The following is a 26238-nucleotide window of genomic DNA, read 5'->3' on the forward strand; positions in this document are numbered from 1 at the left end:
TCGGTGAGCGATCTCGAGTCCTACCTGTCCGGTTTCGACGTCGAACCCGGCTACCTCAACTGGGCCTCCTTCGGGCCCCTGTCGACCGCGGTCCGGCAGGACGCGCGTGCCGACGAGGAGGCTTCGGCCACCGGCCGTCCCTCCGGCATCGACCTCGTCGCCGGCCACGTCGATGAGGCCCGCGCGCTCGTGGCCGAGGTGCTCGCGGCGGACGTCGATGAGGTCACCCTCGCGCCGTCCACGACGGACGCCCTGTTCCATGCGCTGTTCGGCCTGTCGGGGACGGTCGTCCTCTCGCCGAACGAGTACCCGTCGATCCCCGTCGCGGCCCGCCGCGCCGCCGACATCCGGGGCGCCCTCACGGTCCGCGAGCTCGATCCCGCGATCGCGTGCGTGACCCCCGACGCCGTGCGCGAGGCGCTCACCGACGAGGTCACGGCGGTGGCCGTCAGCCTCGTCGACTACCGGACCGGGTACCTCGCCGACCTGCCCGCTCTCAGGGAGGTCGTGGGCGACCGACTGCTCATCGTCGACGCGATCCAGGGGTTCGGCGTCGTCGACGTCGACTGGGCGGCCGCCGACGTCGTCGCAGCGCACGGGTACAAGTGGGTCCGCGCCGGCCGCGGGACGGGCTTCGCGCGCTTCTCGGACCGCGCCCGGGAACGCATCGCCCCGGTGCTCGCGGGTGTCGCCGGAACCGACGCGGAATTCGGCGACCTCGAGGTGGGTCCGCCCAGGGCGGGCGCCGCCGCCTACGCCGTCTCGCGTCCGGACCCGCAGGCGGCGGGTCGCCTGAGCGCCGCCCTGCGCGAGATGACGGATGCCGGCATCCCGGCCGTCGCGGGGCTCGTCGCCGAGAACGCGCGACGGGTCATGGCGATCGCGGACGCGCACGGCATCCCGGTCCTCACCGATCGCGACCGGCACGCCGGGATCGTGGCGTGGGCCCCCGAGCCGGGGCGCGCGGGGGTCATCGCCGCCGAACTCGCCAACGCGGGTGTCATCGCGACCGTGCGGGACGGGCTCATCCGGGTCTCCCCGCACGCCGGCACCTCCGACGCCGCCTTCGACCTCCTCGAGGGCGCTCTCGCCGCCTCCCAGTCGGGTCCGATCGTCTCCCCGCCCGCCGCCGTGCTGCCGCTGCTCGGCTGACACGGAGAGTTCACGCATCCGACACATCCGGCGGCGTGTCGCGGCGCCGCCGTGTCGCTCGGGGCGCCTACGTTCATCCCAACGGGCAAAGCGCCTGTTCGAGTCGGCCTCTCACGACTCGTGACCCCAGGTCGACTCGTGACTGCCGGGTGGGTTCCACCCGGGGCGGGAGTGGGTTGTGGCCACACGAGCACCTGAGAAGCAGCAGCACCAGGACGGGACCGCGGACGCGGCCCAGGACCAGGATCTCCGCACGTACGTGCTGGACACCTCCGTCCTGCTGAGCGATCCGCGCGCGCTGTTCCGCTTCGCCGAGCATTCCGTCGTGCTGCCGGTCGTCGTCGTCACGGAGCTCGAGCGCAAGCGTCACGATCCCGAGATCGGCTACTTCGCCCGCCAGGCTCTCCGCCACCTCGACGAGTTGCGGGTCGAACACGGCCGACTCGACTTCCCCGTGCCGGTCGGCGCCGGCGGGACGCTCCGCGTGGAGCTCACGAACACCGACCCCACCGTCCTCCCCGCGGGGATGCGGCTGGGCGACAACGACACCCGCATCCTCTCCGTCGCGATGCACCTGAGCCAGGAGGGTCAGGCGGTCACGGTCGTCTCGAAGGACCTCCCGATGCGGGTGAAGGCCGCCTCGCTCGGCCTGCACGCCGAGGAGTACCTGGCCGAACAGGCCGTCGACTCGGGATGGACCGGTATCGCCTCGATCGACCTGTCGGGCGACGAGGTCAGCGACCTCTACGACAGCGAGGTGGGTGTCAGCGAGGACGTGCGCGGGCTCCCCGTCAACACCGGTCTCGTCATCCATTCCGAGCGCGGCTCCGCCCTCGGCCGGGTCACCGGCGACGGCTCCTACCGCCTCGTCCGGGGGGATCGCGACGTCTTCGGCCTGCACGGGCGTTCCGCCGAGCAGCGCATCGCCATCGACCTCCTGCTCGACCCGGAGGTCGGCATCGTCTCGCTGGGCGGCCGAGCCGGCACCGGCAAGTCGGCGCTCGCCCTGTGCGCGGGACTGGAGTCGGTGCTCGAGAAGCAGCAGCAGAAGAAGATCATCGTCTTCCGACCGCTGTTCGCGGTGGGCGGTCAGGAGCTCGGTTACCTGCCCGGCGACCAGCAGGAGAAGATGAACCCGTGGGGGCAGGCGGTCTTCGACACCCTCGGGTCCGTCGTCACCGGCAACGTCCTCGAGGAGGTCGTGGCGCGGGGGATGCTCGAGGTCATGCCGCTCACGCACATCCGCGGTCGGTCGCTCCACGATGCGTTCGTCATCGTCGACGAGGCCCAGTCGCTCGAGCGCAACGTCCTGCTGACGGTCCTCAGCCGCATCGGCCAGAACTCGCGCGTCGTCCTCACCCACGACGTGGGGCAGCGCGACAACCTGCGGGTCGGCCGCCACGACGGCATCGCGTCGGTCATCGAGACGCTGAAGGGCCACGACCTGTTCGGCCACGTGACCCTTGTGCGGTCGGAGCGCTCGGCGATCGCCGCACTCGTCACCGACCTGTTGGAGGCCGGCGAGCTGAGTTGACCCCGTCCGTACCGCCGACGCCCCCGACCGATCGGCCGGGGGCGTCGCCGTATCCGTCGCTCACTCCCAGCGGTAGCCCTCGCCGCGGACCGTCACGATGTGGTCGGCGCCGAGCTTCGCACGGAGGTAGCGCACGTAGACGTCGACGACGTTCGAACCCGGGTCGAAGTCGAGACCCCAGACACGGCTCAGCAGCACCTCGCGCGTGAGGACGTCGCCGGGGTTGCGCAGGAACTGCTCGGCGAGGGCGAACTCGCGGGACGACAGCTCGACGTCGCGTCCGTCGACGGTGGCGCGACGGCCGAGGATGTCGAGCGTCACCCCGCCGCGCGTGAGGGTGGTCGGCGCGCTCGCGGCGCTGTCGCGCAGGCGCGAGCGGACCCGCGCCATGAGCTCGGCGACCGCGAACGGCTTGGGGACGTAGTCGCTGGCCCCGGCATCCAACCCCTCGATCGTGTCGCTCGTGCCGCTGCGGGCCGTCAGCATGATCACCGGTGTCGTGTCGCCCGAGCCGCGCAGCTCGCGGAGGACGTCGAAACCGTCCATCGTCGGCAGCCCGACGTCGAGGACGATGAGGTCGACCTCGCCCGCCAGCGCGATCTCGAGGGCTTCGGGGCCGTCGTCGGCTCCCACGGCCTCGTAGCCCTCGGCGTGCACGGCGCGCGAGACGAGCGAGACGATGTGCGGTTCGTCGTCGACGATCAGGATGCGGGTCATTCAGTGGCCTCTCGCTGCAGGAGGACGTCGCCGGCGCGGATCGGGGACGGCAGGGCGCCCCGGGTGCCGGTCGGGATCTCCAGGGTGAACGTAGCACCGCCGCCGGGGGTGTCCGCCACGGCGCAGTGCCCGCCGTGCGCCTTCGCGATCGCATCGACGATCGCGAGTCCCAGTCCGGAACCGCCGACGTGGCGCTTGCCGGTGCCGCGGTCGAAGCGGCGGAAGATGCGGTGACGGACGGCCGGGGGGATGCCGGGGCCGTGATCGCGCACCCAGAGCTGCGCGCCGCCGGCGTGAACGGCGCTGCCGATCTCGATCGCGGTGCCGGCGGGGGAGTACTTGGTCGCGTTGTCGGCCAGCTGCAGCCATGCCTGCAGCAGGCGGTCGCCGTCGGCGCGGATGACCCCGTCCGCGCTCTGCTCGACGCGCCACGCGTGATCGCCGATGACCCCGACCATCTCGAAGACCCGCTGCGTGAGGGCGGCCAGGTCCACGTCCCCCGTCGACACCTGCCCGCCCTCGACCGCGGCCAGCACGTCGATGTCGCCGATGAGGCGTGTCATGCGGTCCAGCTCCGCCATCCCGAGGGAGCGGATCGCCTCGACGTCGTCGGGGTCGGCGGCATCCATCATCTCGAGGTGACCGCGCACGATAGTGATGGGCGTCTTCAGCTCGTGACGCACGTCGTCCAGCAGGCGTCGCTGATTCTCGAACGCACCCTCGACCGTGTCACCCGAGGCAAGGGATGCCGCGCCCCGACGTTCGAGCACGGCCCAGCCCACAACGCCCACGCCCGCGAGGGCGGGGACGGCGGTCGCGCCCCACACGAGCGCGGTCCAGCCGGCTGCCTGCGGGGCGGTGAGCAGGACGACGACGAACGCCGCCGCACCCGCGCCGACGAGGCCCGCCGCGGCGACCGCGAGAAGGATCCCGAGTCCCGGCGTGCCCCGTCGCGGTGGTGCGGCGGCGCTGTTCACGCTCCGATTATCAACCAGGGTGGGTCATCGAGAGGAGGTCGAGCTTCTCGTCGAGCTGCTGCTCGGTGAGCTCGCCCCGTTCGACGTACCCGAGCTCGATCACCGCGTCGCGCACCGTGATCCCCTTGGCGACCGAGTGCTTCGCGATCTTCGCGGCGGCCTCGTAGCCGATGAGCTTGTTGAGCGGGGTCACGATCGACGGCGACATGCCGGCGTAGACCGCTGCGCGCTCCTCGTTCGCCACGAGACCCGACACGGTCTTGTCGGCGAGGACCCGCATCGCGTTGGAGAGCAGTCGGATCGACTCGAGCAGGGCCGTGCCCATGACGGGGATCGCGACGTTCAGTTCGAAGGACCCGGATGCCCCGGCCCAGGCGACCGTCGCATCGTTGCCGATGACGCGGGCGGCGACCATGAGGGTCGCCTCCGGGACGACCGGGTTGACCTTGCCCGGCATGATCGACGAGCCCGGCTGCAGGTCGGGGATGTGGAGCTCGCCGAGACCGGTGTTCGGCCCCGATCCCATCCAGCGGATGTCGTTGTTGATCTTCGTCAGCGAGACGGCGATGGTGCGCAGGGCACCCGAGGCCTCGACGAGCCCGTCGCGGTTGGCCTGCGCCTCGAAGTGGTCCTTCGCCTCGGTGATCGGCAGTTCGGTCTCGGCCGCGAGTAACGCGATGACCTTCTGCGGGAACCCGAGGGGCGTGTTGATGCCGGTGCCGACGGCGGTGCCGCCGAGCGGGACCTCGCCGACGCGGGGGAGGACCGACTGCACGCGCTCGATGCCGAGACGCATCTGACGCGCGTACCCGCCGAACTCCTGGCCGAGCGTGACCGGGGTGGCGTCCATCAGGTGGGTGCGGCCGCTCTTGACGACGCTCTTCCACGTCTCGGCCTTCTCCTCGAGCGCCACGGCCAGGTGGTCGAGGGCGGGGATGAGGTCGTCGATCAGCGCCTGCGTGACGGCGATGTGGACCGACGTGGGGAACACGTCGTTCGACGACTGCGAGGCGTTGACGTGGTCGTTGGGGTGAACGGGCGCGCCGAGCTTGCGGGTCGCGAGGGTCGCGAGCACCTCGTTCATGTTCATGTTCGAGGAGGTGCCCGAGCCGGTCTGGTAGGTGTCCACCGGGAAGTGCTCGTCGTACGCGCCGGTGACGACCTCGTCCGCCGCCCAGGCGATCGCGTCGGCGATGGCGCCATCGAGGGTGCCGAGCTCCTTGTTGGCAAGCGCGGCCGCCTTCTTGATGCGCGCCAGGGCCGCGATCTGCGTCGACTCGAGGCCGGAGCCCGAGATCGGGAAGTTCTCCACCGCGCGCTGGGTCTGCGCCGCGTAGAGCGCGTCCTTCGGAACACGCACCTCGCCCATCGTGTCGTGCTCGATGCGGTACTCGGTCGGCTCAGTCATGGTCGTTCACGTCCTCGTTTCAGTGACTGTCGTGCAGGGTGGGGAGCTCAGGCGACGTCGCCCACGACGACGTCGGGGATCGCCGTGCCGTCGGCGAGGCGGTAGTTGGCGCCGACGATCGCGACGCGACCCTCCGCGACGGCCTCGCTGATGAGCTCGGACGAGCGCAGGATGCCGGCGACGGTGTCGCGGAGGTGCTCGCGGCCGACCTCTTCGGCATCCATCGTCTGCGCCGTGGCGCCCTCGTGGGCGGTGAGCACGCGTCGGACGGCCGGGACGATGGGGGCCACCTGTCGCCAGATGTTCGCGGGCAGGGCGGGCGCATCCACCGCGGTCGAGTCGATGGCCGCGCGCACGGCGCCGCACTCGTCGTGGCCGAGGACGACGATGAGCGGGACGTTCAGCACGGCGACGGCGTACTCGAGGCTGCCGACGACCGAGTCGGAGACGACCTGGCCGGCGTTGCGGATGACGAACAGGTCGCCGAGGCCCTCGTCGAAGATGATCTCGGCGGCCAGTCGCGAGTCGGAGCAGCCGAACAGGGCAGCGGTCGGACGCTGCGCGTGTGCGAGTTCGTGACGGCGTTCGGCGTCCTGCCGGGGATGCCGCGGCTCACCGGCGACGAATCTCCGGTTGCCCTCCAGCATGGCCGTCCAGACGTCTGCGGGGGTCGTCGTGCTCAACGGAGCTCCTCTCTCAGGGTGCGGATCTGGTCGCCCAGGCTCGCGGCGACGGTCTCGGCGGCGCCGCGGTCCGTGGAGGCGGCCAGGCCGATGACGACGGTGTCGGTGCCCGCCGTGGTGGCGAGGGCGTAGTCGATGGTGTCGACGGCGCTGGGGAGGTCGTAGACGTCCCACTCGATGCCGTCGATCGTGGTCGTCCCGGTCGGGGCGTAGCCGCCCAGCTCCCGCGAGACCCAGCCCTCCGGCGGGGCGAAGGCCTGCGTCACCTCGACGTAGCCGGTCGACGGCGCGTAGACGACGCGCCATTCGCCGCCCTCGACCTTCGCGGAGTTCACGCGCCACTCGTCGGGCGCGCTGGGGACGATCACACCGTGCCCGGCGGTCCGCTCCGCCTCTGCGGCGGCGACGGGGACGTCGGCCTCGGGGATGTCGGCGGGGGTGCCGCGGGGGACCCCGAGGTAGACGACGGCCATGATGCCGACGCACACGATGAGCGCGGCGATGAGGTTGCGGAAGGTCTTGCTCGAGCGGTAGCGCTCGGAGGCCGCGGCTTTGCGCGCGGCGGTCTCCTCCGGCGTCTCGGGTCGGCCGAGCTCGGCGACGATGCGGGGCCGGGCCATCAGGGCGCCGTTCCGCCGTCGGGACGCGCCTCGTCGAGGCGTCGCTTCGCGCCGAGCAGCCATTCCTCGCAGCGCGCGGCGAGGGCCTCGCCGCGGGTCCAGAGGGCGAGCGACTCCTCGAGGGTGGGGGAGCCTTGCTCCAGCTGTGCGACCACCTGCACGAGTTCGTCGCGGGCCTGCTCGAAGGAGAGGGTCGACACATCCCCGGCGTCGGTCGTCATGGCCTCCATCCTAGTTCGCGGGTGACGGGCCTTCCGCCCCGGCCTCCGGCACCTCGCCGGACGAGCGCGCCGCGAAGGAGCCGCGACCGACGGTGACGACGACGTCCGTGCCGACGGGGGCCTGCGCGGCGTCGCGGACGATGGCGCCGCCCGGCAGGTGCGCGATCGCGTACCCGCGGTCGAGGGTCGCACCGGGGGAGAGGGCGCGCAGCGACGCCCGCAGCTCCGCCGTCGTGCGGGCCGCGGCATCCCATCGCCGTCGCATGACGTCACGCCCGCGCGACGACAGCGCCACGACCTCCTGGGCTCGACCGGTGAGCATCGACTCCGGGTCGCGCAGCACGGGACGCGAGCGCAGCTGAGCGAGCGCCGCGATGTCGTGCGAGACGCGCTGGGTCAGCCGCGTGCGGGCGCGGCTGCGGAGCTGCTGGACGAGCGCGCGCTGCTCGGACACGTCGGGCACGACGCGCTTGGCCGCGTCGGTCGGGGTCGACGCACGCAGGTCGGCGACCTCGTCGAGGAGCGGATGGTCGTTCTCATGTCCGATCGCCGAGACGACGGGGGTGGATGCTGCGGCCACCGCGCGGACCAGGCGCTCATCGCTGAACCCCAGCAGCGACTGCGGGTCGCCGCCGCCGCGGGCGATGATGATGACGTCGACCTCGGGATCGGCGTCGAGGGTGCGGAGGGCGGCGAGGGTCTCGGGGACGCAGCGGTCGCCCTGGACGGCGGCGTACACGGTGCGGAAGACGACGTGCGGCCAGCGCAGCTCGGCGTTGCGGTGCACGTCCTTCTCGGCGTCGCTGCGCTCGCCCGTGATCAGTCCGATCACGTGGGGGAGGAAGGGGAGGGGCTTCTTGCGTGCGGGATCGAACAGTCCCTCGGCCCGGAGCGTGGCGCGGAGGCGTTCGAGCCGCTCGAGCTGGTCGCCGAGACCCGTGTGGCGCATCGACGAGACCGTGAAGGTGAAATCTCCGGTCTTCGTGAAGTAGTCCGCCTTGACGCAGGCGATCACGCGGTCGCCGATCTTCAGGTCGTCGGGGGTGCGCTGCAGCGTCGAGGACCACATCCGGAACGAGAGCATGCCGTCGCCGGCGGCATCCTTCAGGCGTCCGAAGACGTGACCGCCCCGCAGGTTCCAGGCCGTGATCTCGCCCTCGACCCAGACCGACCCCCACTTCTGGACGAAGTCGCGGATGGTCTCGTTCAGTCGGGAGACCGAGGTCGGCGTGTCGGGGGAGGAGTCCCGCGGGTGCACGGCGTCCGGCGGCGGGACGGCGCCCGGCTCGGTCTGGAAAGTCGTCACGGACACCCATCTTGCTGCACACGTCCCCCACCCAGCCGGGGCTTCGTACAATCGAGGGGTGACCTCACCTGCCGTTTCGCTGCCGATGCCCCGAATCCCGGGAGCCCGCGGGCGGCTCGTCGACATCCCCGTCCAGGGCTCCAAGCGCGTCCTCCTCGCCGCTCCGCGCGGCTACTGCGCGGGCGTGGACCGCGCCGTCATCGCGGTGGAGAAGGCGCTCGAGCGCTACGGCGCGCCCGTCTACGTGCGCAAGCAGATCGTCCACAACATCCACGTCGTGACCGAGCTCGAGTCGATGGGCGCGATCTTCGTCGACGAGGTCGACGAGGTGCCCGAGGGCGCGCACGTCGTCTTCAGCGCGCACGGCGTCTCGCCCGCGGTCGTGAACGCCGCCGCCGACCGCGGACTGCAGGCCATCGACGCGACCTGCCCGCTCGTCACCAAGGTGCACCGCGAGGCCGTGCGGTTCGCACGCGACGACTTCGAGATCCTCCTCATCGGGCACGACGGTCACGAAGAGGTCGAGGGGACCGCCGGTGAGGCGCCCGATCACGTCACCGTCGTGAACTCGCCCGAGGAGGCCGACACCGTCGAGGTCAAGGACCCCGACAAGGTCGTGTGGCTCTCGCAGACGACGCTGTCGGTCGACGAGACGATGGACACCGTCCGCCGCCTCCGCGAGCGGTTCCCCAACCTCCAGGACCCGCCCTCCGACGACATCTGCTACGCGACGCAGAACCGTCAGGTCGCGATCAAGAAGGTCGCGAAGGATGCCGACCTCGTCATCGTCGTGGGCTCGGCCAACTCGTCCAACAGCGTCCGGCTCGTCGAGGTCGCCCTCGAGTACGGGGCGAAGGCGGCGTACCGCGTCGACTACGCCCACGAGATCAAGCAGGAGTGGCTCGACGGCGTCGAGACCGTCGGTGTCACCTCGGGCGCGTCGGTCCCGGAGGTGCTCGTGACCGAGGTCCTCGAGGACCTCGCCGGCGCGGGGTACCGGGATGTCGCCGAGGTGAAGACGGCGGAGGAGGACCTCATGTTCTCGCTGCCGAAGGAACTCCGTCAGGACCGCTCCGGCCGCACCGATGACCGTGCCCTCGGGGGACGGACCCGCCCGTGAGCGACGACCCCCGACCGCGACCGCAGTACGGGGAGTACGCGACGCCCGAGCAGCAGCGCGCCGCGATCCGGCAGCCGGAGCCGGAACCGGCGGCACCCGTCGACCCGCCGCATCCGCCCACCGCGCCGGCGACGACCGTGGCGGCCCGTCCGACGCGGATGGCGGACCGCATCATCACCGTGGCCCTCCTGGCCTACGGCCTCGTGACCGTCATCGGTGCGATCCCCCAACTCGTCGACTTCACGTCGTTCGCGAAGACCTGGATGGAGGTCGCCGGCGTCGACGGCGAGTTCACCAACACGGCGCAGGGTGCCCTGTGGGGCGGGGTCGGCGCGACCGTCTTCGCGGTGGGCTGGGTGCTCACCGCGGGGTTGTCGTGGTGGTCGCTCGCGAAGGGCCGCGTGAGCTGGTGGATCCCGCTCGTCGGCGCCATCGTCACGTTCGTGATCGTGAGCGTCTGCCTCGTGATCCCGATCTTCGGCGACCCGGGCCTCGTGCGGGGCCTCGCGCTCGGTTCCTAGTACCTGGTACTTTTACGGCTGCTGCGGGTGTTCCCTCGCGTGCGTCATCTCGGGAGGGGAATCGTGACCGGCACACCCCGGAGGATCGCCTCCACCGCCGTCGCTCTGGCCGCGACGATCGGTCTGCTTCTGGCCGGCGGGCCCGCCACGGCGGCATCCACTCCCGCAGCGACCCCCGTCGCCGCGACCCCCGCGCCGACCGCCGCGGCCCTGACCGCGGGCACGGTGGCCGTCACCGGAACCCCCGCCGTCGGGGCGAAGCTCACGGCGACCGTCGTCGGGTTCGGCCCCGCTCCCGTCACCGTCGCCTACCAGTGGATGCGCGGGGGAGCCGTGCTTCCCGGCGCCACGGGGGCGACGTACACCCCCGCGACCGCCGATGCCGGCGCGACCCTGTCGGTCCGCGTGACCGTCGCCAAGACCGGGTATACGTCCCTCGTGCGCACGAGCGCGGGGGTGGTCGTGGCGCGCCTTCTGACGCCGCCGTCCGCCGTCACGATCTCGGGCGCGGGCACCGTCGGCGCCACGCTGACGGCGGCCCCCGGCACCTGGGCTCCCGCGGGGACCGCACTCGCGTACCAGTGGCTCCGCGGCGGCGCCCCGATCGCGGGAGCGACGGCGCGCACGTACCGTCTGGTCGGAGCGGATGCCGGTACCACCGTCGCGGTGCGCGTCACCGGCACGAAGGCGGGCTACACCCCGGCCGTTCGCACCTCCGCCGGGATCGGCGTGCTCGCCCCCTTCACGTCGACACCGAAGCCGACCATCACCGGGACGGCCGCGGCGGGTAAGACGCTCACCGTGAGCCCGGGTTCGTGGCGACCGGCGCCCGAGCAGCTGAAGGTGCAGTGGCGGGTCGACGGCGGAGCGATCGAGGGCGCTACCGGGACGAGCTGGGAGGTCCCGACGTGGGCCGCCGGCCGCTCGGTCAGCGTCTCCGTGACCGCCGTCAAGAAGAATCATCGGAGCGTCACGACGACCTCGGCGGGCAAAACCGTGGCCCTCTCGCTCGGGTCCGTGATGACCCCCGGGACGACCCTCCGTCCAGGCGTGATGCTCACCTCACCCGACGGTCGCTACACGTTCGGGCTGCGCGGCGACGGCAATGTGGCGCTCACGCGCGACTACGCCCTCGTGAGGACTGCGCGGACGACCGGCACCTTCGACGCCAGCCTCCTCTTCTCGGGCGACGGGGAGCTGCTCCTGCTCGACGAGCGCGGCGTCTCGGTGTGGTCCTCCCAGACCGCCGGGCTCGAGGCGAGGGCCGCGATCCTCGGCAACGACGGGGTGCTCCGGCTCGTCGACGGCGACGGCGACGACCTCTGGACGAGCGCGGCGATGTCCGCCCAGCTCGACGCGACAGCAGCCGGGCCGTCGGTGCCCGGCCGCTACGGGTGGGCATACCCGCTGCGCCCCTCGGGCACCTTCACGACCTACTCGGGCCACAGCGGCGACGACATCGCCGCGCCCACCGGGACGCCCGTCTACGCGATGCGGGGCGGGACCGTCTCGGTGCGCGAGGTGTGGATCCGGACCGGCTGCCCCTCCTGGGCGCCCAACACCACGAAGCAGAAAGAGGTCGTCGTGACCTCGACGGTCGACGGGATGCGGCTCGAGCAGGTGTACGCCCACCTCAGCGCCTTCTCGGTGAAGACGGGTCAGACCGTCGCCGCCGGACAGCGGATCGGGTCCGTCGGTTCCACGGGGTGTTCGACCGGTCCCCACCTGCACACCGCCTTCACCGTCGACGGGGTGCGCTACGCCCTGTACCCGCGTGACGTCCTGGGCACCGCCCGGTACTGAGCCCGGCGACACGAAACCCCGGTCCGTGCGGACCGGGGTTTCGTCGTGGGGGCCGCTCTGCTCAGACGCCGAGCGACTTGCCGGCCGAGCCGAGCTGCTGCGTCGCGGCGACGACACGCTCGGCCATCGCGGACTCGGCGACCTTGCCCCAGGCGCGCGGGTCGTACAGCTTCTTGTTGCCGACCTCGCCGTCGAGCTTCAGGACGCCCTCGTAGTTCGACAGCATGTAACCGGCGACCGAGCGCGTGAAGGCGTACTGGGTGTCGGTGTCGATGTTCATCTTCACGACGCCGTTGCTCACCGCGAGGGCGATCTCCTCGTCGGACGAGCCGCTGCCGCCGTGGAAGACGAGGTCGAGCGGCTTCGGGCCGGTGCCGAAGTGCGCGGCGATGCCCTCCTGGATCTCGCCCAGGAGTTCGGGGCGGAGCTTCACGCCGCCCGGCTTGTACACGCCGTGGACGTTGCCGAAGGTCAGCGCCGAGATGTAGCGGCCGTTCTCGCCGAGGCCGAGCGCCTCGACGGCCTTCGTCACGTCGGCGACGGTCGTGTACAGGGCGTCGTTCGAGCCCTCGTGCGCGACACCGTCCTCCTCGCCCCCGACGACACCGACCTCGATCTCGAGGATGGCGTTGATGTTCTTCATGCGCGGGAGAAGGTCCTGCGCGATCTGGATGTTCTCGTCCAGCGGCACGGCCGATCCGTCCCACATGTGCGACTGGAAGATCGGGTTGCGACCGGCCTTGACCTCGGCCTCGGAGGCCTCGATGAGGGGGAGGACGAAGCCGGGGAGGGCGTCCTTCGGGCAGTGGTCGGTGTGGAGGGCGACGGTGATCGGGTAGTTCTTCGCGACCTCGGTGACGTACTTGGCGAAGGCCAGGGCGCCGGTGGCGCGGCCCTTGACCGTGTGGCCGGCGAAGTAGTCGGCGCCGCCGGTGGTGACCTGGAGGATGCCGTCGGAGCCGGCCTCGGTCAGGCCCTGGAGGACCGCGTTGATGGTCTGCGAGCTCGAGACGTTGATCGCGGGGTAGGCGAATCCGCCTGCCTTCGCGCGATCCAGCATGTCGGCGTACTGGTCAGGGGTGGCGACGGGCATGTGAGCTCCTCGGGAAGGGGTGTGGATTCAGGCCAACTCTATCGAAGGGTCGGCATCCGCTCCGGTTCGGGATCGGCCTGCGCATCGCGCGGGGCCGCTCTCTTCACCGGTGGAAAGATTCGGCATTCCTTCGTGGCCGTCACTACGGAATCCGCGGGGCACGGGGGAGGCCGGGCCTAGGCTGAGCCCATGGTGAGCCTGACTGCCGACATGAGTCCGCTGCATCCCGACCGCAACCTCGCGCTGGAGCTGGTCCGCGCGACCGAGGCTGCCGCGATCCGCTCCGTCCCGTTCATCGGGCGCGGCAAGAAGGAGCTCGCGGACGGCGCGGCCGTCGACGCCATGCGCGCCTTCCTCACGACGGTGAACTTCGACGGCGTCATCGTCATCGGCGAGGGCGAGAAGGACAACGCCCCCATGCTCTTCAACGGCGAGCGTGTCGGCACCGGGCGCGGACCGCAGTGCGACATCGCCGTCGACCCCATCGACGGCACAACGCTCACCGCAGAGGGGCGCAACAACGCCCTGTCGGTCATCGCCGTGGCCGATCGCGGAGCGATGCTCGACGCCTCGACGGTCTTCTACATGGACAAGATCGTGACCGGCCCCGCCGGCGTCGGGGTGGTCGACATCCGTCTGCCGATCGCCGAGAACATCCGCCGCCTCGCGAAGGCGCTCGACAAGCCCGTCGACGAACTCGTCGTCTCGGTCTTGAACCGGCCGCGCCACGCGAAGCTCATCGAGGAGATCCGCGAGGCCGGCGCCGGCACGCGACTGATGAGCGACGGCGACGTCGCCGGCGGCATCAACGCCGCGCGGCACAACGCCCGCACCGACATGTGCGTCGGCATCGGCGGCAGCCCGGAAGGCATCGTGACGGCGTGCGCGATCAAGGCGCTCGGGGGTCACATCCAGGGACGGCTGTGGGCGCGCGACGACGACGAGAAGCAGCGGGGCATCGATGCGGGTCTCCGGCTCGACGACCACGTGTACGAAGCGGACGACCTCGTCCGCGGGAACAACACCCTCTTCGTCGCGACCGGTGTCACCAACGGCGAACTGGTCGCGGGGGTGCGTCGGGTGGGCGACTTCGTCTACACCGAGAGCGTGGTCCTGCGGGGGGCCTCGGGCACGCTTCGGCGGATCTCCTCGGAGCACCTCACCTCGAAGTGGCTGTGATCCGGTCGGTCGCCGAGACCTCGTAGCGGACACGCGCGCTGAGCGTCAACCCAGGACCCGGCACGACCCCTCTGGCACAATGGTCGATGGTGTCAGCTGTCCCCGGCACTCGCCACCGCCCCCAGGAGTTCACATGTCGACCGCATCCAGTGACCCGCGCACGGGCCAGCTCTCGCTCACGGGTCACCTTCCCGTCACGCCGACGGGCCAGATCCCGATCGTGGGTCAGGCGACCGGTGGTGTGCGTCCCGTGACAGCACCGATCGCCGTGGCCGACGACCCGGCGCGCCGTCCCGACGTCCTCCTGCGCCGTCGCATGCCTCCCGGGCACGAAGTGAACGCGTGGTGGCTCATCGGCGCGTTCCTCGCCGTGTCCATCGGCGTCGTAGGTCTCATGACCTTCTTCCCCTCCTGAGCGCTCAGTCGCTCGCGAGGCGTCCGCGCAGCTCGCCGAGATCGGCCGCCTGCTCTCGATCCTCGAGCAGTTCGGGAGCCGTGAGTCGGCGGGTCGTCGACTCGATCGTGGTCGGCGACGGCAGCTCCTCGAGCTGCGTGTCGTCGATCCCCGGGAACCGTCGGGCGCTCACCAGGACGCGGGTCTCGAGGGACCCGGCGAACCGGTTGTAGCTGTCGACGGTGCGCTCGATCGCGCGCCGGAGGTCGTCGGCGTGACCGGCGAGCGAGCCGAGCCGGTGGTACAGCTCGTTGCCGAGATCGAACAGCCGGCGCGCCTCGGTGGACACGTCCTGCTGCGTCCACGTGTAGGCGACGGTCTTGAGGACCGTCCACAGGTTCACGGGGGAGGCGAGGGCGACCCGCCGACCGAACGCGTACTCGAGGAGGGCCGGATCCTCCTCCAGGGCGGCGGCGAGCAGGGACTCGCTCGGGATGAAGCAGACGACGAACTCGGGGCTCGACGGCATCCCGGCCCAGTACTTCTTCTTGGCCAGCGCGTCGATGTGGCCGCGCACGGCGGCGACGTGCCGGGCGAGCAGTCTGCTGCGCCGTGCGGCCTCCTCGCCGACGGCGGTCACGGGGATGGCGCTGGCCTCGAGGTAGGCGTCGAACGGCGCCTTGGCGTCGACCGCCAACGCCTTGTCGCCGGGGAGCCGGACGATCATGTCGGGGCGTCCGGCCCCGGCATCCGTGGAGATCGAAGTCTGCGTGTCGAAGTCGACGTAGCGCGTGAGACCCGCGGACTCGACGATCCGGCGCAGGTGCGTCTCGCCCCACACACCGCGCGCGCCGTTGGAGCGCAGAGCGCCGGCGAGCGACTCGGTCGTGGCCCGCAGCGCCTCGTCGGACTCCTGGGCGCGGCGCAGCTGCTCGGCCAGCGACCCGAACTGCTCCTGCCGGTCGCGCTCGAGGTGATCGACCTTCTGCTGCATCGCGGCGAGGGTCTCCTGCACGGGGGCGAGCGCGCGCAGCACCGTCTGCTCGCGGCGTTCCCGCTCGTCGCGCGCGGCCTGCTCGGCGTGAATGCGGGCCGTCACGTCGCGGTGGAGCGAACGCTGCTGGTCGAGCTGGACCTGCAGGGCATCGCGAGCCGCCTCGGCCGCCGAGGCCTGCGCCTGGAGTGCGCCCCGCCGCCCGGCCTCACGGGCCGAGACGACCGCGCCCGCGGCGACGGCCCCGGCGAGGAGGCAGAGCACGGCGAGTACGACGGAGAAGACGGCATCCATGTCCGTCATGGTGCCCCACGCCCCCGACATCCGTCGGCGCCGCGCGGGCGAGGGGTCTCAGGCGGCGGTGGCGGGCACGGCGGAGGGGATCTGCGGGATGCGGACGCCCAGGAGCATCGCGAGCTCGACGAGGTCGCCCGCCCCGGCGCGGGCGGCCGCATCGATGACGATCTGCGCGCACGCGAGCGCGTCGGCGGTGGTGTCGTGGTGGGCGAAGTCGAGGTGGCCGGCGGCCGCGGCGACGAAGGGGAGCCGGTACGACGGGAGGTCGTACGTCTTGCGCGCGACGTGCAGGCTGCAGAGGTAGCGGGCCTCCGGTGCGACCTGACCGGTGACCTCGCATGCGGTGCGGAGGACCCGCATGTCGAAGCCGGCGTTGTGGGCGACGAGGATGTCGTCGCCCACGAAATCGAGCAGGCGCGGCAGCTGCTCCGTCCAGGTGGGGGCCGTCACGACATCGGACTCGCGGATCCCGTGGATGCCGACGTTGACCTCGAAGAAGCGGTCGTGGCCGGCCGGGGGCGGATCAGCCAGCCCTCCGAGGCGACAACGCGACCGCCCCGGACCCGGGCCACTCCCACGGCGCACGCCGAGGCGTTGGAGGGATTCGCCGTCTCGAAGTCGATCGCGGTGAAGTCCAAGGGCATGCCCTCACCTTCGCCGCCGGGAGGCCCGCCCCGGCGGAGGCGCGCCGCCGGGAACCGGGACCGGCGGGCGCGGCGCCGCGCGCCCGCCGCGTAGAGTGGATGCCCGTGGCTCTCACCATCGGAATCGTCGGACTGCCCAACGTCGGCAAGTCCACCCTCTTCAACGCCCTCACCAAGAACGACGTGCTCGCGGCGAACTACCCGTTCGCGACGATCGAGCCGAACGTCGGCGTGGTGAACCTGCCGGACCCCCGGCTCGACACCCTCGCGGAGATCTTCTCGTCCGAGCGCATCCTGCCCGCGACGGTGTCGTTCGTCGACATCGCCGGCATCGTGCGCGGTGCGAGCGAGGGCGAGGGCCTCGGCAACAAGTTCCTCGCCAACATCCGCGAGGCCGACGCGATCGCCCAGGTCGTCCGCGGGTTCGCCGACGACGACGTCGTCCACGTCGACGGGGCCGTGAACCCGAAGAACGACATGGAGACGATCAACGCCGAGCTCCAGCTCGCCGACCTCGAGACCCTCGAGAAGGCGATCGTGCGCTACGAGAAGGAGGTGCGCGGCAAGAAGCTCGACCCCTCGGTCCTCGAGACGGCGAAGGCCGCGCAGGAGGCGCTGCAGCGCGGCGAGCTCCTCTCGGCATCCGGGATCGATCTCTCGCCCATCCGCGAACTCGGCCTGCTCAGCGCCAAGCCGTTCATCTTCGTCTTCAACGTCGACGAGGCCGTCCTCACGGATGCCGCCCGCAAGGCGGAACTCGCCGCGCTGGTCGCGCCCGCCCAGGCCGTCTTCCTCGACGCGAAGATCGAGTCCGAGCTCGCCGAGCTCGACCCGGAGGATGCTGCGGAACTGCTCGCCTCGACCGGGCAGGACGAGTCGGGCCTGGACCAGCTCGCCCGGGTCGGGTTCGACACCCTCGGGCTGCAGACCTACCTGACGGCCGGCCCCAAGGAGGCCCGCGCCTGGACGATCGGCAAGGGATGGAAGGCGCCGCAGGCCGCCGGCGTCATCCACACCGACTTCGAGAAGGGCTTCATCAAGGCCGAAGTCATCTCGTTCGAGGATCTCGTCGCGACCGGCTCGGTCCAGGAGGCGCGGGCCAAGGGCAAGGCGCGCCTCGAGGGCAAGGACTACGTCATGCAGGACGGCGACGTCGTCGAGTTCCGCTTCAACAACTGAAGGACCTCTCCCATGTCACAGATCCAGCGCCAGGTGTTCGACGCCGAGGCTCGTGCCATCCCGTTCATCGACGAGGGGGAGGGTCCCGCCCTCGTCCTGATCCCCGCTCAGGGCCTCGACGTGGCCTACCTCGGCGGGCTCGCGAGCATCCTCGAGGAGGAGGGGTTCCGGATCGTCCGTATCGGTTCGCGGCGCCCCGGCCCCGCTGCGGTGTCGATGCACGACCTGGCGCAGGACGTCATCGACGTCCTCGACCACCTCGGGATCGCCGCGGCGTGGATCGGCGGTCACGCGTTCGGCGGCGCGGTCGCGCGGACGGTCGCCCTCGACCACCCCGGCCGGGTCAGCGGAGTCCTGCTCCTCGGTGTCGAGTCGACGCGTCCGCTCGAGGACGACGCCGCCCGCGCCCTCCAGACCGCCTTCGCCACGTCGGTCGAGGCCCCCGACGCGGATGCCGTCCGCACCCTCGTCGGCCCCGGGATCGACACCGCGCTGGCCTGGGACGTGTTCGCCCGCTCGCGCGACCTCGAGGTCGAGGACCTGCAGAGCGGAGCCCTCGCCTCCACCCCGGTCGCGGACTGGGCGACCCTCGCGGCATCTCTTCCGATCCTCATCATCCAGGGCGCCGACGACGCGATCACACCGCCGGCGAACGGCGACGATCTGCAGGCGACCGCGGCCGACCGCACGAGCGTCGTGCGGCTGCCCGGTGCCGGCCATCTCTTCCCCATGACCCACCCGGGGGAGACGGCCTTCCAGATCGAGGATTACCTCGGCTGGGACTGATCAGCGGGAGCGCCGCAGCGTCTCGCTGGGCTGCTCGCCGAACTCCGCGCGGTAGTGCTGCGCGAAGCGCGGCAGGTGGGCGAAGCCCCAGCGCCGGGCGACGTCGGCGACCGTCGTCTGCGGCGGTTCGGCGGCGACCAGTTCCGCCCGGACGGCGGCGAGGCGTGCGCCGCGCACGTACGCGGCCGGTGTGGTGTCGAGCACGCGCGCGAAGGCGTTCTGCAGCCCTCGCACGCTGAGGCGCGCGGCCCGCGCGATGTCGCCGACGCTGAGGGGGTCGGCCAGGTGCGCGTCGATGAACGCGGTCGCCCGACCCACGGCATCCGTTCCGGCGCGGGTGTCGGGCCGGTCCGCGACCGATCGGATGTCGAACGCGTGCTGCGTCGCGGCGAAGACCGCATCGACGGCGGCCTGACGGATGAGGGGGTTGTGCAGCAGCTCGGGATCGTCGAAGACACGGGTGACGTGGTCGATCGTGAGGTCCCAGTGCCGTTGCAGTTCGGGGGAGAGGGCGTGGGTCGCACCGAAGTGCAGTGCGGACTCGTCGCGACCGGTGAAGGCGCCGAGGGCGGGCAGATCCACGCTGAGGATGTCGGCCGTCACCTCGCGCGACCACGACTCGGCTCGCCCGGGCCGCAGCAGGAACGGCCGGCCCGCGTCGACCTCCTCGCCGTTGGTGACGGTGCGGAGGTCGCCCTCCCGGCGCCGGGCGATCGCGACCGCGCCGGTGATCGCGGACTCGACGTGCAGGTGGGTGTCGATGCCGAACGAGGTCAGCAGGAGGCGGTCGTCACCGACGATCCGCTGCCGGAGGGCGAGGGGGGAGCCGATGTCGCGGACGGCGATCCGGGTACTCAGCTGCGCGACGGCGCTCTGCACTCCTGCGGCGTCGCTCGCGACGATGGTCTCGTCGCGGACCTTCGGATCGACCTCAACGCCCATGCCGGATTCTCCTGACGAGCTGGCGCCGGATCACCCGATCCGCTCCGATGACCCTACCCCGGCCGCGGCGCTTCCCTGCGGCTCGGGCACGAGGTAGAGGCCGGAGGGGGAATTCGCAACGTAGCTGAGCGCGTCGAGCCAGGCGGGGTTGAGGCTCGGCTGCCGGCTTCCGAAGTATTGGAAGGTCAGGTCGGCGCCCGGGTGGAGCCAGACGACCTGTCGGCCGTCGCCGAGGCTCTGGTCGTTGCGCCACATGAACGTGAACGACTCGCCTCGGCGCAGTTTGGTTGTGATGACCACCTGCAGGTGGGCGAGCACCCGGTCCTCGAAATCGACACGGATGCGTTCGTTGTAGATGAACTTTCCCACGGTGCTCCTTCTGCGGCGGTGTATCCATTATGCGCACGGATATCCGTTTTGCGCACATCGATCCCGCCGGCCCGGAGAATGCGAGGGGATCATAGGATGAGACCCGTGCACCGGTGTGAGGAGACCCCATGACCGTGCTCGAGGAGCACTTCCGCTCCGCGGATCTCGGCGAGGCCGAGGCCTACATCCGGCGTAGCTACGGCAAGGTCCAGCTCGACGCCGACGACCTCGTCTTCGAGGAATCGAGCACCGGCGACGAGCGGTTCGGTCTCCGCCGGCTGCACGTGGAGGGCGGCTACAGCGCGTCCTGCGAGCTCGAGGCCGTCATCGTCGTGCAGAGCGACGACCGCTACGAATGGGAGGTCGACGGCGTCCGGGGCACCGCTGAGGCTCCCGTGCTGTTCCAGCCGGGGACACTGGATTGCCGGCTCCAGGACGCCCGGGTCCGTGTCGTCGCGCTCCCCGTCGAGGTCCTGACGGACGTTGCGCGGACCGTGTACAACGACGACACCCTGACGCTGCGATTCGGCGGTACCGCCCCGTCCACTCCGGCTCTCTCCCGGGCGTGGCGCTCCGCCGCAGCGCTGGCGTTCGACACCGAGTCCCTCCTCGGCAACGACCTCGTCCGCGCGTCCGTCTTCCGCTCGCTCGCGGTCACCACCCTCGAAACGTTCGCCGCCGTCGAGGATGCCCGCGTCCGGCGCGAGACGATCGCGCAGCAGCAGGCCGCCTACCGGATGGCGGTGGCCTTCCTCGAGGACCACGCCTCGCTGCCGATCACGATCGACGACGCCGCCGCTGCGGCGGGTGTCGGCTCGGCGGCGCTGGACCGCGCGTTCCGCACCCACTCCGTTCCGGGACGCACCCCCGCAGAGCACCTGGCGGCGGTCCGGCTGGATGCCGCGCACGCCGACATTCTGCGCGCCCCCCTCGACGGGACGGTGACCGTCGCCGAGGTCGCCTCACGCTGGGGGTTCACCGAGACGGGGCTCACCCGTGACCACCTGCGGAGCTATGGGACGACGCCCCACGAGCTCCTCGGGCTCTGACGCGCGCGGGTCAGTCCTCGTCGGCCTCGGGTTGACCCGGTCCGGGCCCGGGGCGGGCGACCGCGTCGTCGGCGATGTCGATGCGCGTCACCCCGTCGTGCTCGCTCACCCGGACGCCGTACTCGGCACTCGGCGCGCCACGGTCCTCGGGCTTGTCGACTCCTGCGGTGTCGTCGGTCATCGCCGGTCCTCTCGTCGTGTCGTCCGTGAACGCTACCCCGCAGCCCGTCGCGTCGTGCCCGCCTTGCGCCGGACGGGGCCGGTCGCTAGCGCCGGTCGCACAGACCTCCCGCACGGCCGGACGCGGGAGAATCGAGGCATGCGCGTCCTCTCGTCCCTCCCCGCCTCCGTCCGCGCCGCTCTCGCCGGCATCGTGGGCGCTCTGGCGGCGGTCCTGACCGTCGCGAACCCCGCCGCAGCGCACGACGAGCTCGTCGGGAGCTCCCCGGCCGCCGGCGCCGATCTGGCCGAGGCGCCCGCGGAGATCACCCTCACGTACTCGGCCGCCATCATGACCGAGGGGGCGACGGTCGCGGTCTTCGACGCGGCGGGGCGCGACTGGGCGGAGGGCGATCCGACCATCGACACCAACACCCTCACGATGGCGCTCGACGGGGAGCTGCCGGCCGCCGGCTACGTCGTCGAGTGGCGTGTCGTCTCCAGCGACGGGCACCCCATCAGCGGGACCATCCCGTTCATGGTCGGCGGCGGCGCCCCCATCACCTCCGACGACGTCGCCGGTGAGGCCCTCCCGGGCGACGACGGTGCGCTGCTTCCCGTCGTCGTGGGCTCGGTGATCGCGGTCGCCGTGATCGCCGTCGTCGTCGGCATCGTCCTCTCCCGTCGCCGGACCCGGTCGGACGAGAGCTGAGACGACGGATGCCGCACCCCGCGCGCCTGCGGGGGTGCGGCATCCGGTGGGTCAGACGGTCTGCGCCGCGTGACGTCCTTCGGCGATCTCCTCGACGAGCTTGGCGTCGAACGCCGGCAGGTCGTCGGGGGTGCGGCTCGACACGAGGCCGGCGTCGACGACCACCTCCTCGTCCTGCCACGTCGCCCCGGCGTTGACGAGGTCGGTGCGCAGGCTCGGGTAGCTCGTCAGGGTGCGCCCGCCCAGGACGTCGGCCTCCACCAGCAGCCAGGCGGCGTGGCAGATCGCGCCGACCGGCTTGTGCTGCGCGAAGAAGTCGCGCGCGAGGCGGACGGCGGCCGCGTCCAGGCGCAGGTCGTCCGCGTTCACGACACCGCCCGGGAGGACGAGGGCGTCGAAGTCCGCGGCCTCCGCCTCCTCGGTCGTCACATCGACCCGCTGCTCGTGCCCGTTCTTACCGGTGATGCTCCCGGCGTCGGGGGAGACGAGCACGGCGGTGGCGCCGGCATCCGTCACCGCCTGCCAGGGCGAGGTCAGTTCGCTGTCTTCGAATCCGTCGGTCGCGACGAACGCGACACGCTTTCCGCTGAGGGTTCCGTCGGTGCTGCTCATGGCCCGCACGTTACGCCGCGGCCCGCGCCGGTGGCGGGCCCTTGACCGCGGCCCCGCCCGCGTTTATGCGGCGTAGGCTGATCGACATGGCGATGTCGAACCTGCCGACCCCGAACCTGCAGCCCGTCCCCACGACGACCGATGCCGCCGACGAGAAGCCGTCGCTCCAGATCCTCGATCAGGGCGCCGCGTGCTGCGGCGGCGGCAGCTGCAGCATCGACTGACGGCTCCCGCCCCGGCGGCGTCAAGGCGCGGCGGGGATCAGTGCGCCGCGGCCGGGAGATCGACGTCGCCCTCCGCGGGCTTCCGGACGAACAGGGCGAGGGCGACCGCCGCCGTGGCGACGATCGCACCCACGAGGAACGCCGCGTGGATGCCGTCGGCCTTGGCGATGACCTCGTCGCTGCCGTCGGCGATGGCGCCGGCCGTGACCACGGTCATGATCGCGACGAACACGGCGGTGCCGGCGGCGCCGGCGACCTGCTGCAGCGTGCCGACCGTCGCCGAACCGTACGGGTAGAACCGGCGGGGGAGCGAGCCGAGCGCGGACGTCATGAGCGGGGTGAACGTGAGTCCCAGCCCCAGGCTCAGCGTGAGGTGCACCGCGATGACGAAGGCGACGCCGGTGTCCGGACCGAAGAACGTCATGCCCCACAGGGCCGCGGCGGCCAGCAGCATCCCCGGGATCACGAGGGGGGTCGGTCCGAAGCGGTCGAACGCGTTGCCGACGAACGGCGCCATCGCGCCCATGAGGATGCCGCCGGGGAGCAGCACGAGCCCCACCCCGAGCACGTCCAGGCCGAGGACCTGCTGGAGGTAGATGGGGAGCAGGATGATCGACCCGAACAGCGCCATGAAGACGATGACGACGAGCACGATCGCGAGCGAGAAGGCCGGCGTCCGGAACGTCCGGAGATCGAGGAGGGCGCTGTCGGTCTTCTGCAGGTGCAGCTGGAGCAGGACGAAGAGGACGAGGGATGCGGCGCCGACGGCGAGCGGGATCCAGACGGGCACAGGGGTGTGACCGGATGCCGATTCGCCGATCGCGCTGAAGCCGTAGATCAGCCCGCCGAAGCCGAAGGCCGACAGGGGGACCGAGAGCAGATCGAAGCGCGCATCGGGTCGCGTCGTGGTGACGTTCTTGACCCACACCGCTCCGAGCGCCAGGGCGATGAGGGCGATCGGCAGCATGACCCAGAAGATCGCGTGCCAGGTCAGCGTCGACAGGATCACGCCGGAGACGGTCGGGCCGATCGCCGGCGCGACCGCGATGACGACGGAGATGAGGCCCATCATCCGTCCGCGGTGCGACGGGGGAACGATGTTGAGGACCGTCGTGAACAGGAGCGGCAGCATGATCGCGGTGCCGCTGGCCTGCACGATGCGGCCCACGAGGAGGAAGCCGAAGCCGGGGGCGAGGGCGGCGATGAGCGTGCCGGCGGCGAACAGGCTCATCGCGGCGAAGAAGACGGAGCGCAGCGGGAAGCGCTCGAGCAGGAAGCCGGTCAACGGGATGACGACAGCCATCGTCAGCAGGAAGCCAGTGGTCAGCCACTGACCCGAGGCGACGGTGATGCCCAGGTCCGCGACGATGTCGGTCAGTGCGACCGACATGGTCGTCTCGTTCAGAATCACGACGAATGCGGCGACGACGAGCAGCGCGATGACCGGACCCGTTCTGGCGGGTCGCGAATCGGTCGGGACGACGGGAGTGGAAGCGGTGTCCGAAAGGGGCACGGGGATCCTTCGAGTGGGCGGGATGCGGCGGAGGTGCCGGGCCCGGGCGAGCCGTTCAGCTTAACGGATGCTGTGAGTCGGGCATTCCCGCGCCGGCGCCGCGACCCCGACCCGGGGTTATGGTGACGGCATGAGCATGGGCGGACCCGGAGGCGGGCGGGGCGGGTTCCGCGCGGTCGACGAGGAGGCCCAGCGCCGCCGCAACGCGTCGGCCCCCGAGGTCCCCGACCTCGGACGCCGCGTCGCCGCGCTGTTCCGGCCGTACCGCCGCCGGCTCGCGGTGACGGCCGTCCTCGTCGTCGCGGGTGCGGCGGTGGGCGTCATCCCGCCCCTTCTCGTGCAGCGGATCTTCGACGACGCGCTCTTCCCCGTCGACGGTTCGTCGCCGCGGCTCGGCTTGCTCGGTGTCCTCGTCCTCTCGATGATCGCCCTGTTCGTGCTCGGTGCGGGCCTCGGCATCGCGCAGACCTGGCTCACCTCGACGGTCGGCAACCGCGTCACGGGGGACCTGCGGGTGCGGATGTTCGAGCACCTGCAGGCCATGGACCTCGGCTTCTTCACCCGCACGAAGACGGGCGTCATCCAGTCCCGTCTGCAGAACGACGTCGGCGGCGTCTCGGGCGTGCTCACCAACACGGTGACGAGCATCCTCGGCAACACCGTCACGGTGATCTCGGCGCTCGTCGCGATGGTGCTGATCGACTGGCGGTTGACCCTCATCGCCGTCGTGATGATGCCGATCCTCGTGTTCGTCCAGCGCCGGGTGGGCCAGGTGCGGGCGCGCATCGCGGGGCAGACGCAGGAGTCCCTCTCCGAGCTCAGCGCGATCACGCAGGAGACCCTGAGCGTCTCCGGCATCCTGCTGTCGAAGTCGTTCAACCGCCAGCGCGCCGAGTCCGAGCGGTACGCCGCCGAGAACCGCACGCAGATCGGCCTGCAGGTGCGGCAGGCGATGAGCGGTCAGGGCTTCTTCGCCGTCGTGCAGATCATCATGTCCTCCGTGCCCGCCGTCATCTACCTCGTCGCGGGCCTGTTCATCTCGGGCGACGGCCCCGCGATCACGGCCGGTGCGGTCGTGGCCTTCACGACGGTGCAGGCGCGCCTGCTGATGCCGCTCATGGGCCTCATGCGCGTGGCGCTGGACGTCCAGACCTCGCGCGCCCTGTTCGCCCGCATCTTCGAGTACCTCGATCTGCGCCCCGCGATCACCGACCGCCCCGACGCGATCGACGTGACGGCGGCGCCGGGTCCGCTCGGACGGATCGAGTTCCGCGACGTGTCCTTCCGGTACCCGGATGCCGGTCCGCAGAGCCCCGCGACGCTCGACGGCGTGTCCTTCGTCGCCGAGCCGGGCCAGCACGTCGCGTTCGTCGGACCGTCGGGGGCCGGCAAGACGACGATCCTCTACCTCGCCCCGCGCCTGTACGAACCGGCGGCGGGCACGGTGCTGTTCGCCGGTGCCGACGTCCGCACCCTCGCGCACGCCTCGATCATCGACCGGATCGGGATCGTGTCGCAGGAGACATACCTCTTCCACGCCTCGATCCGCGACAACCTGCGCTACGCCCGGCCGGAGGCGACGGATGCCGAGATCGAGGCCGCGTGCGTCGCCGCCAACATCCATCACGTCATCGCGGGTTTCGAAGACGGGTACGACACGATCGTGGGCGAGCGCGGGTACCGGCTCTCGGGCGGGGAGAAGCAGCGGATCGCCATCGCGCGCGTGCTGCTCAAAGACCCGCCCGTGCTGCTCCTCGACGAGGCGACCTCGGCGCTCGACACGGTCTCGGAACGCGTCGTGCAGGAGGCGATCGACGAGGCGGCGCGGGGGCGCACCACCCTGTCGATCGCGCACCGGCTCTCGACGGTCGTCGCCGCGGACGTCATCCACGTCGTGAGCGGCGGGCGCATCGTCGAGTCCGGCACGCACGCCGAGCTCCTCGCTCTGGGCGGTCTCTACGCGGAGCTCGCCGCCCAGCAGATCGCGGCGGGGCGCATCGAGGGCGCGGTCTGATCCGCACCGCGCCCGC

27 protein-coding genes and 1 pseudogene are annotated in these 26238 nt (G+C 71.5%); 13 read left to right on the forward strand and 15 right to left on the reverse strand.

The genetic code is table 11. The annotated features are described in order from the left end of the window. The first annotated feature begins 3 nt into the window (after window positions 1-3). Together ACPEH2_RS02875 and ACPEH2_RS02880 are read left to right on the forward strand one after the other, a co-directional pair. A complete protein-coding gene (locus tag ACPEH2_RS02875; RefSeq protein ID WP_423718217.1) occupies window positions 4-1152 on the forward strand; it encodes an aminotransferase class V-fold PLP-dependent enzyme in 1149 nt (382 codons plus the stop codon). 178 nt (window positions 1153-1330) lie between these two features. After that, window positions 1331-2686 carry a PhoH family protein gene (locus ACPEH2_RS02880; RefSeq protein WP_253034002.1) on the forward strand — a complete coding sequence of 452 codons (1356 nt, stop codon included), beginning with the start codon at window positions 1331-1333 and terminating at the stop codon, window positions 2684-2686. Window positions 2687-2746: 60 nt separating this feature from the next. Here ACPEH2_RS02880 and ACPEH2_RS02885 read toward each other — a convergent pair whose 3' ends face one another. The 7 genes from ACPEH2_RS02885 to xseA are packed head-to-tail and all read right to left on the reverse strand — an operon-like array spanning window position 2747 to window position 8618. Next, window positions 2747-3403, reverse strand: a complete 657-nt coding sequence (locus tag ACPEH2_RS02885; RefSeq protein WP_217530350.1) for a response regulator transcription factor — start codon at window positions 3401-3403, stop codon at window positions 2747-2749. Continuing rightward, window positions 3400-4380, reverse strand: a complete 981-nt coding sequence (locus tag ACPEH2_RS02890; RefSeq protein ID WP_217530348.1) for a sensor histidine kinase — start codon at window positions 4378-4380, stop codon at window positions 3400-3402. Before ACPEH2_RS02890 ends, ACPEH2_RS02885 begins: the two co-directional genes overlap by 4 nt. 10 nt (window positions 4381-4390) lie before the next feature. Further along, window positions 4391-5788 (reverse strand): class II fumarate hydratase, encoded by a 1398-nt coding sequence (locus ACPEH2_RS02895; protein ID WP_423718218.1) that lies wholly within the window; start codon window positions 5786-5788, stop codon window positions 4391-4393. A 47-nt stretch (window positions 5789-5835) separates the two neighbouring features. Then, window positions 5836-6435 (reverse strand): carbonic anhydrase, encoded by a 600-nt coding sequence (locus ACPEH2_RS02900; RefSeq protein ID WP_359917859.1) that lies wholly within the window; start codon window positions 6433-6435, stop codon window positions 5836-5838. A 32-nt stretch (window positions 6436-6467) separates the two neighbouring features. After that, complete coding sequence (locus ACPEH2_RS02905; protein ID WP_217530344.1) at window positions 6468-7091, reverse strand: DUF4245 domain-containing protein; 624 nt, start codon at window positions 7089-7091, stop codon at window positions 6468-6470. Then, complete coding sequence (locus ACPEH2_RS02910) at window positions 7091-7312, reverse strand: exodeoxyribonuclease VII small subunit (RefSeq protein WP_064001765.1); 222 nt, start codon at window positions 7310-7312, stop codon at window positions 7091-7093. The genes ACPEH2_RS02905 and ACPEH2_RS02910 overlap by 1 nt, the downstream gene beginning before the upstream one ends. Before the next feature lie 10 nt (window positions 7313-7322). Continuing rightward, window positions 7323-8618 carry an exodeoxyribonuclease VII large subunit gene (xseA, locus tag ACPEH2_RS02915; RefSeq protein ID WP_217530342.1) on the reverse strand — a complete coding sequence of 432 codons (1296 nt, stop codon included), beginning with the start codon at window positions 8616-8618 and terminating at the stop codon, window positions 7323-7325. A gap of 85 nt (window positions 8619-8703) precedes the next feature. On the opposite strand from xseA, the gene ACPEH2_RS02920 reads away from it, so the two are divergent. The 3 genes from ACPEH2_RS02920 (at window position 8704) to ACPEH2_RS02930 (ending at window position 12062) form a co-directional block, all read left to right on the forward strand. After that, window positions 8704-9738, forward strand: a complete 1035-nt coding sequence (locus tag ACPEH2_RS02920) for a 4-hydroxy-3-methylbut-2-enyl diphosphate reductase (RefSeq protein WP_359917861.1) — start codon at window positions 8704-8706, stop codon at window positions 9736-9738. Beyond that, window positions 9735-10259 carry a DUF6264 family protein gene (locus ACPEH2_RS02925; RefSeq protein WP_217530340.1) on the forward strand — a complete coding sequence of 175 codons (525 nt, stop codon included), beginning with the start codon at window positions 9735-9737 and terminating at the stop codon, window positions 10257-10259. Before ACPEH2_RS02920 ends, ACPEH2_RS02925 begins: the two co-directional genes overlap by 4 nt. 63 nt (window positions 10260-10322) lie before the next feature. Continuing rightward, complete coding sequence (locus ACPEH2_RS02930) at window positions 10323-12062, forward strand: peptidoglycan DD-metalloendopeptidase family protein (RefSeq protein ID WP_359917357.1); 1740 nt, start codon at window positions 10323-10325, stop codon at window positions 12060-12062. Window positions 12063-12123: 61 nt separating this feature from the next. On the opposite strand, the gene fbaA is transcribed toward ACPEH2_RS02930, so the two are convergent. Further along, on the reverse strand, window positions 12124-13155 hold the full coding sequence (gene fbaA, locus ACPEH2_RS02935; RefSeq protein ID WP_217530338.1) for a class II fructose-bisphosphate aldolase: 1032 nt from the start codon (window positions 13153-13155) through the stop codon (window positions 12124-12126). A 189-nt stretch (window positions 13156-13344) separates the two neighbouring features. Between fbaA and glpX the strand changes: the two genes are divergently transcribed. Both glpX and ACPEH2_RS02945 read left to right on the forward strand, forming a co-directional pair. Next, a complete protein-coding gene (gene glpX, locus ACPEH2_RS02940) occupies window positions 13345-14334 on the forward strand; it encodes a class II fructose-bisphosphatase (protein ID WP_217530336.1) in 990 nt (329 codons plus the stop codon). Between the two features lie 133 nt (window positions 14335-14467). Beyond that, a complete protein-coding gene (locus ACPEH2_RS02945) occupies window positions 14468-14749 on the forward strand; it encodes a hypothetical protein (RefSeq protein ID WP_253033996.1) in 282 nt (93 codons plus the stop codon). 4 nt (window positions 14750-14753) lie between these two features. On the opposite strand, the gene ACPEH2_RS02950 is transcribed toward ACPEH2_RS02945, so the two are convergent. Further along, the gene (locus tag ACPEH2_RS02950) at window positions 14754-16016 is read right to left on the reverse strand and encodes a DNA recombination protein RmuC (protein WP_423718220.1); all 1263 of its coding nucleotides are present in this window, start codon (window positions 16014-16016) and stop codon (window positions 14754-14756) included. A 57-nt stretch (window positions 16017-16073) separates the two neighbouring features. Then, window positions 16074-16663 (reverse strand): annotated as a pseudogene (locus ACPEH2_RS02955) (3'-5' exonuclease). A 105-nt stretch (window positions 16664-16768) separates the two neighbouring features. Here ACPEH2_RS02955 and ychF point away from each other — a divergent pair. Both ychF and ACPEH2_RS02965 read left to right on the forward strand, forming a co-directional pair. Further along, window positions 16769-17842: a redox-regulated ATPase YchF gene (ychF, locus tag ACPEH2_RS02960; protein ID WP_064001774.1), complete on the forward strand. Its 1074-nt coding sequence runs from the start codon at window positions 16769-16771 to the stop codon at window positions 17840-17842. 12 nt (window positions 17843-17854) lie between these two features. Next, window positions 17855-18628 carry an alpha/beta fold hydrolase gene (locus ACPEH2_RS02965; RefSeq protein ID WP_217530328.1) on the forward strand — a complete coding sequence of 258 codons (774 nt, stop codon included), beginning with the start codon at window positions 17855-17857 and terminating at the stop codon, window positions 18626-18628. On the opposite strand, the gene ACPEH2_RS02970 is transcribed toward ACPEH2_RS02965, so the two are convergent. Both ACPEH2_RS02970 and ACPEH2_RS02975 read right to left on the reverse strand, forming a co-directional pair. Continuing rightward, window positions 18629-19570 carry a helix-turn-helix domain-containing protein gene (locus tag ACPEH2_RS02970; RefSeq protein WP_359917366.1) on the reverse strand — a complete coding sequence of 314 codons (942 nt, stop codon included), beginning with the start codon at window positions 19568-19570 and terminating at the stop codon, window positions 18629-18631. Between the two features lie 30 nt (window positions 19571-19600). After that, window positions 19601-19939 (reverse strand): ATP-dependent DNA ligase, encoded by a 339-nt coding sequence (locus tag ACPEH2_RS02975; RefSeq protein ID WP_253033991.1) that lies wholly within the window; start codon window positions 19937-19939, stop codon window positions 19601-19603. Window positions 19940-20067: 128 nt separating this feature from the next. Here ACPEH2_RS02975 and ACPEH2_RS02980 point away from each other — a divergent pair, with 128 nt between their 5' ends. Continuing rightward, a complete protein-coding gene (locus ACPEH2_RS02980; protein ID WP_359917369.1) occupies window positions 20068-20988 on the forward strand; it encodes a helix-turn-helix domain-containing protein in 921 nt (306 codons plus the stop codon). Window positions 20989-20998: 10 nt separating this feature from the next. On the opposite strand, the gene ACPEH2_RS02985 is transcribed toward ACPEH2_RS02980, so the two are convergent. After that, window positions 20999-21169 (reverse strand): hypothetical protein, encoded by a 171-nt coding sequence (locus tag ACPEH2_RS02985; RefSeq protein ID WP_363378102.1) that lies wholly within the window; start codon window positions 21167-21169, stop codon window positions 20999-21001. 138 nt (window positions 21170-21307) lie between these two features. Between ACPEH2_RS02985 and ACPEH2_RS02990 the strand changes: the two genes are divergently transcribed. After that, a complete protein-coding gene (locus ACPEH2_RS02990; protein ID WP_359917374.1) occupies window positions 21308-21859 on the forward strand; it encodes a copper resistance CopC family protein in 552 nt (183 codons plus the stop codon). A 51-nt stretch (window positions 21860-21910) separates the two neighbouring features. Here ACPEH2_RS02990 and ACPEH2_RS02995 read toward each other — a convergent pair whose 3' ends face one another. After that, entirely contained in the window at window positions 21911-22471 is a 561-nt protein-coding gene (locus ACPEH2_RS02995) for a type 1 glutamine amidotransferase domain-containing protein (protein WP_359917377.1), read from the reverse strand. An 86-nt stretch (window positions 22472-22557) separates the two neighbouring features. Here ACPEH2_RS02995 and ACPEH2_RS03000 point away from each other — a divergent pair, with 86 nt between their 5' ends. Further along, the gene (locus ACPEH2_RS03000) at window positions 22558-22695 is read left to right on the forward strand and encodes a hypothetical protein (protein WP_217530317.1); all 138 of its coding nucleotides are present in this window, start codon (window positions 22558-22560) and stop codon (window positions 22693-22695) included. 37 nt (window positions 22696-22732) lie between these two features. Here the strand turns inward: ACPEH2_RS03000 and ACPEH2_RS03005 are convergent, their stop codons facing one another. Then, window positions 22733-24208, reverse strand: a complete 1476-nt coding sequence (locus ACPEH2_RS03005; RefSeq protein WP_423718221.1) for an MDR family MFS transporter — start codon at window positions 24206-24208, stop codon at window positions 22733-22735. Window positions 24209-24344: 136 nt separating this feature from the next. On the opposite strand from ACPEH2_RS03005, the gene ACPEH2_RS03010 reads away from it, so the two are divergent. Next, window positions 24345-26222 (forward strand): ABC transporter ATP-binding protein, encoded by a 1878-nt coding sequence (locus tag ACPEH2_RS03010; RefSeq protein ID WP_423718306.1) that lies wholly within the window; start codon window positions 24345-24347, stop codon window positions 26220-26222. The last annotated feature ends 16 nt before the right edge of the window (window positions 26223-26238 follow it).

This window comes from Microbacterium sp. NPDC064942 (genome assembly GCF_049545525.1).
Taxonomy (GTDB): Bacteria; Actinomycetota; Actinomycetes; order Actinomycetales; family Microbacteriaceae; genus Microbacterium; species Microbacterium gawkjiense.

What these genes read in the sequence shown, in the direction of transcription:
- ACPEH2_RS02985 (WP_363378102.1), bottom strand. Translation starts at nt 21,169, where the DNA reads ATGACCGACGACACCGCAGGAGTCGACAAGCCCGAGGACCGTGGCGCG.
- ACPEH2_RS02885 (WP_217530350.1), bottom strand. Translation starts at nt 3,403, where the DNA reads ATGACCCGCATCCTGATCGTCGACGACGAACCGCACATCGTCTCGCTC.
- ACPEH2_RS02990 (WP_359917374.1), top strand. Translation starts at nt 21,308, where the DNA reads ATGCGCGTCCTCTCGTCCCTCCCCGCCTCCGTCCGCGCCGCTCTCGCC.
- ACPEH2_RS02965 (WP_217530328.1), top strand. Translation starts at nt 17,855, where the DNA reads ATGTCACAGATCCAGCGCCAGGTGTTCGACGCCGAGGCTCGTGCCATC.
- glpX (WP_217530336.1), top strand. Translation starts at nt 13,345, where the DNA reads ATGGTGAGCCTGACTGCCGACATGAGTCCGCTGCATCCCGACCGCAAC.
- ACPEH2_RS02950 (WP_423718220.1), bottom strand. Translation starts at nt 16,016, where the DNA reads ATGGATGCCGTCTTCTCCGTCGTACTCGCCGTGCTCTGCCTCCTCGCC.
- ACPEH2_RS02905 (WP_217530344.1), bottom strand. Translation starts at nt 7,091, where the DNA reads ATGGCCCGGCCCCGCATCGTCGCCGAGCTCGGCCGACCCGAGACGCCG.
- ACPEH2_RS02970 (WP_359917366.1), bottom strand. Translation starts at nt 19,570, where the DNA reads ATGGGCGTTGAGGTCGATCCGAAGGTCCGCGACGAGACCATCGTCGCG.
- fbaA (WP_217530338.1), bottom strand. Translation starts at nt 13,155, where the DNA reads ATGCCCGTCGCCACCCCTGACCAGTACGCCGACATGCTGGATCGCGCG.
- ACPEH2_RS02995 (WP_359917377.1), bottom strand. Translation starts at nt 22,471, where the DNA reads ATGAGCAGCACCGACGGAACCCTCAGCGGAAAGCGTGTCGCGTTCGTC.
- ACPEH2_RS02895 (WP_423718218.1), bottom strand. Translation starts at nt 5,788, where the DNA reads ATGACTGAGCCGACCGAGTACCGCATCGAGCACGACACGATGGGCGAG.
- ACPEH2_RS03000 (WP_217530317.1), top strand. Translation starts at nt 22,558, where the DNA reads ATGGCGATGTCGAACCTGCCGACCCCGAACCTGCAGCCCGTCCCCACG.
- ACPEH2_RS02945 (WP_253033996.1), top strand. Translation starts at nt 14,468, where the DNA reads ATGTCGACCGCATCCAGTGACCCGCGCACGGGCCAGCTCTCGCTCACG.
- ACPEH2_RS02920 (WP_359917861.1), top strand. Translation starts at nt 8,704, where the DNA reads ATGCCCCGAATCCCGGGAGCCCGCGGGCGGCTCGTCGACATCCCCGTC.
- ACPEH2_RS02910 (WP_064001765.1), bottom strand. Translation starts at nt 7,312, where the DNA reads ATGACGACCGACGCCGGGGATGTGTCGACCCTCTCCTTCGAGCAGGCC.
- ACPEH2_RS02980 (WP_359917369.1), top strand. Translation starts at nt 20,068, where the DNA reads ATGACCGTGCTCGAGGAGCACTTCCGCTCCGCGGATCTCGGCGAGGCC.
- ACPEH2_RS03010 (WP_423718306.1), top strand. Translation starts at nt 24,345, where the DNA reads ATGGGCGGACCCGGAGGCGGGCGGGGCGGGTTCCGCGCGGTCGACGAG.
- ACPEH2_RS02900 (WP_359917859.1), bottom strand. Translation starts at nt 6,435, where the DNA reads ATGCTGGAGGGCAACCGGAGATTCGTCGCCGGTGAGCCGCGGCATCCC.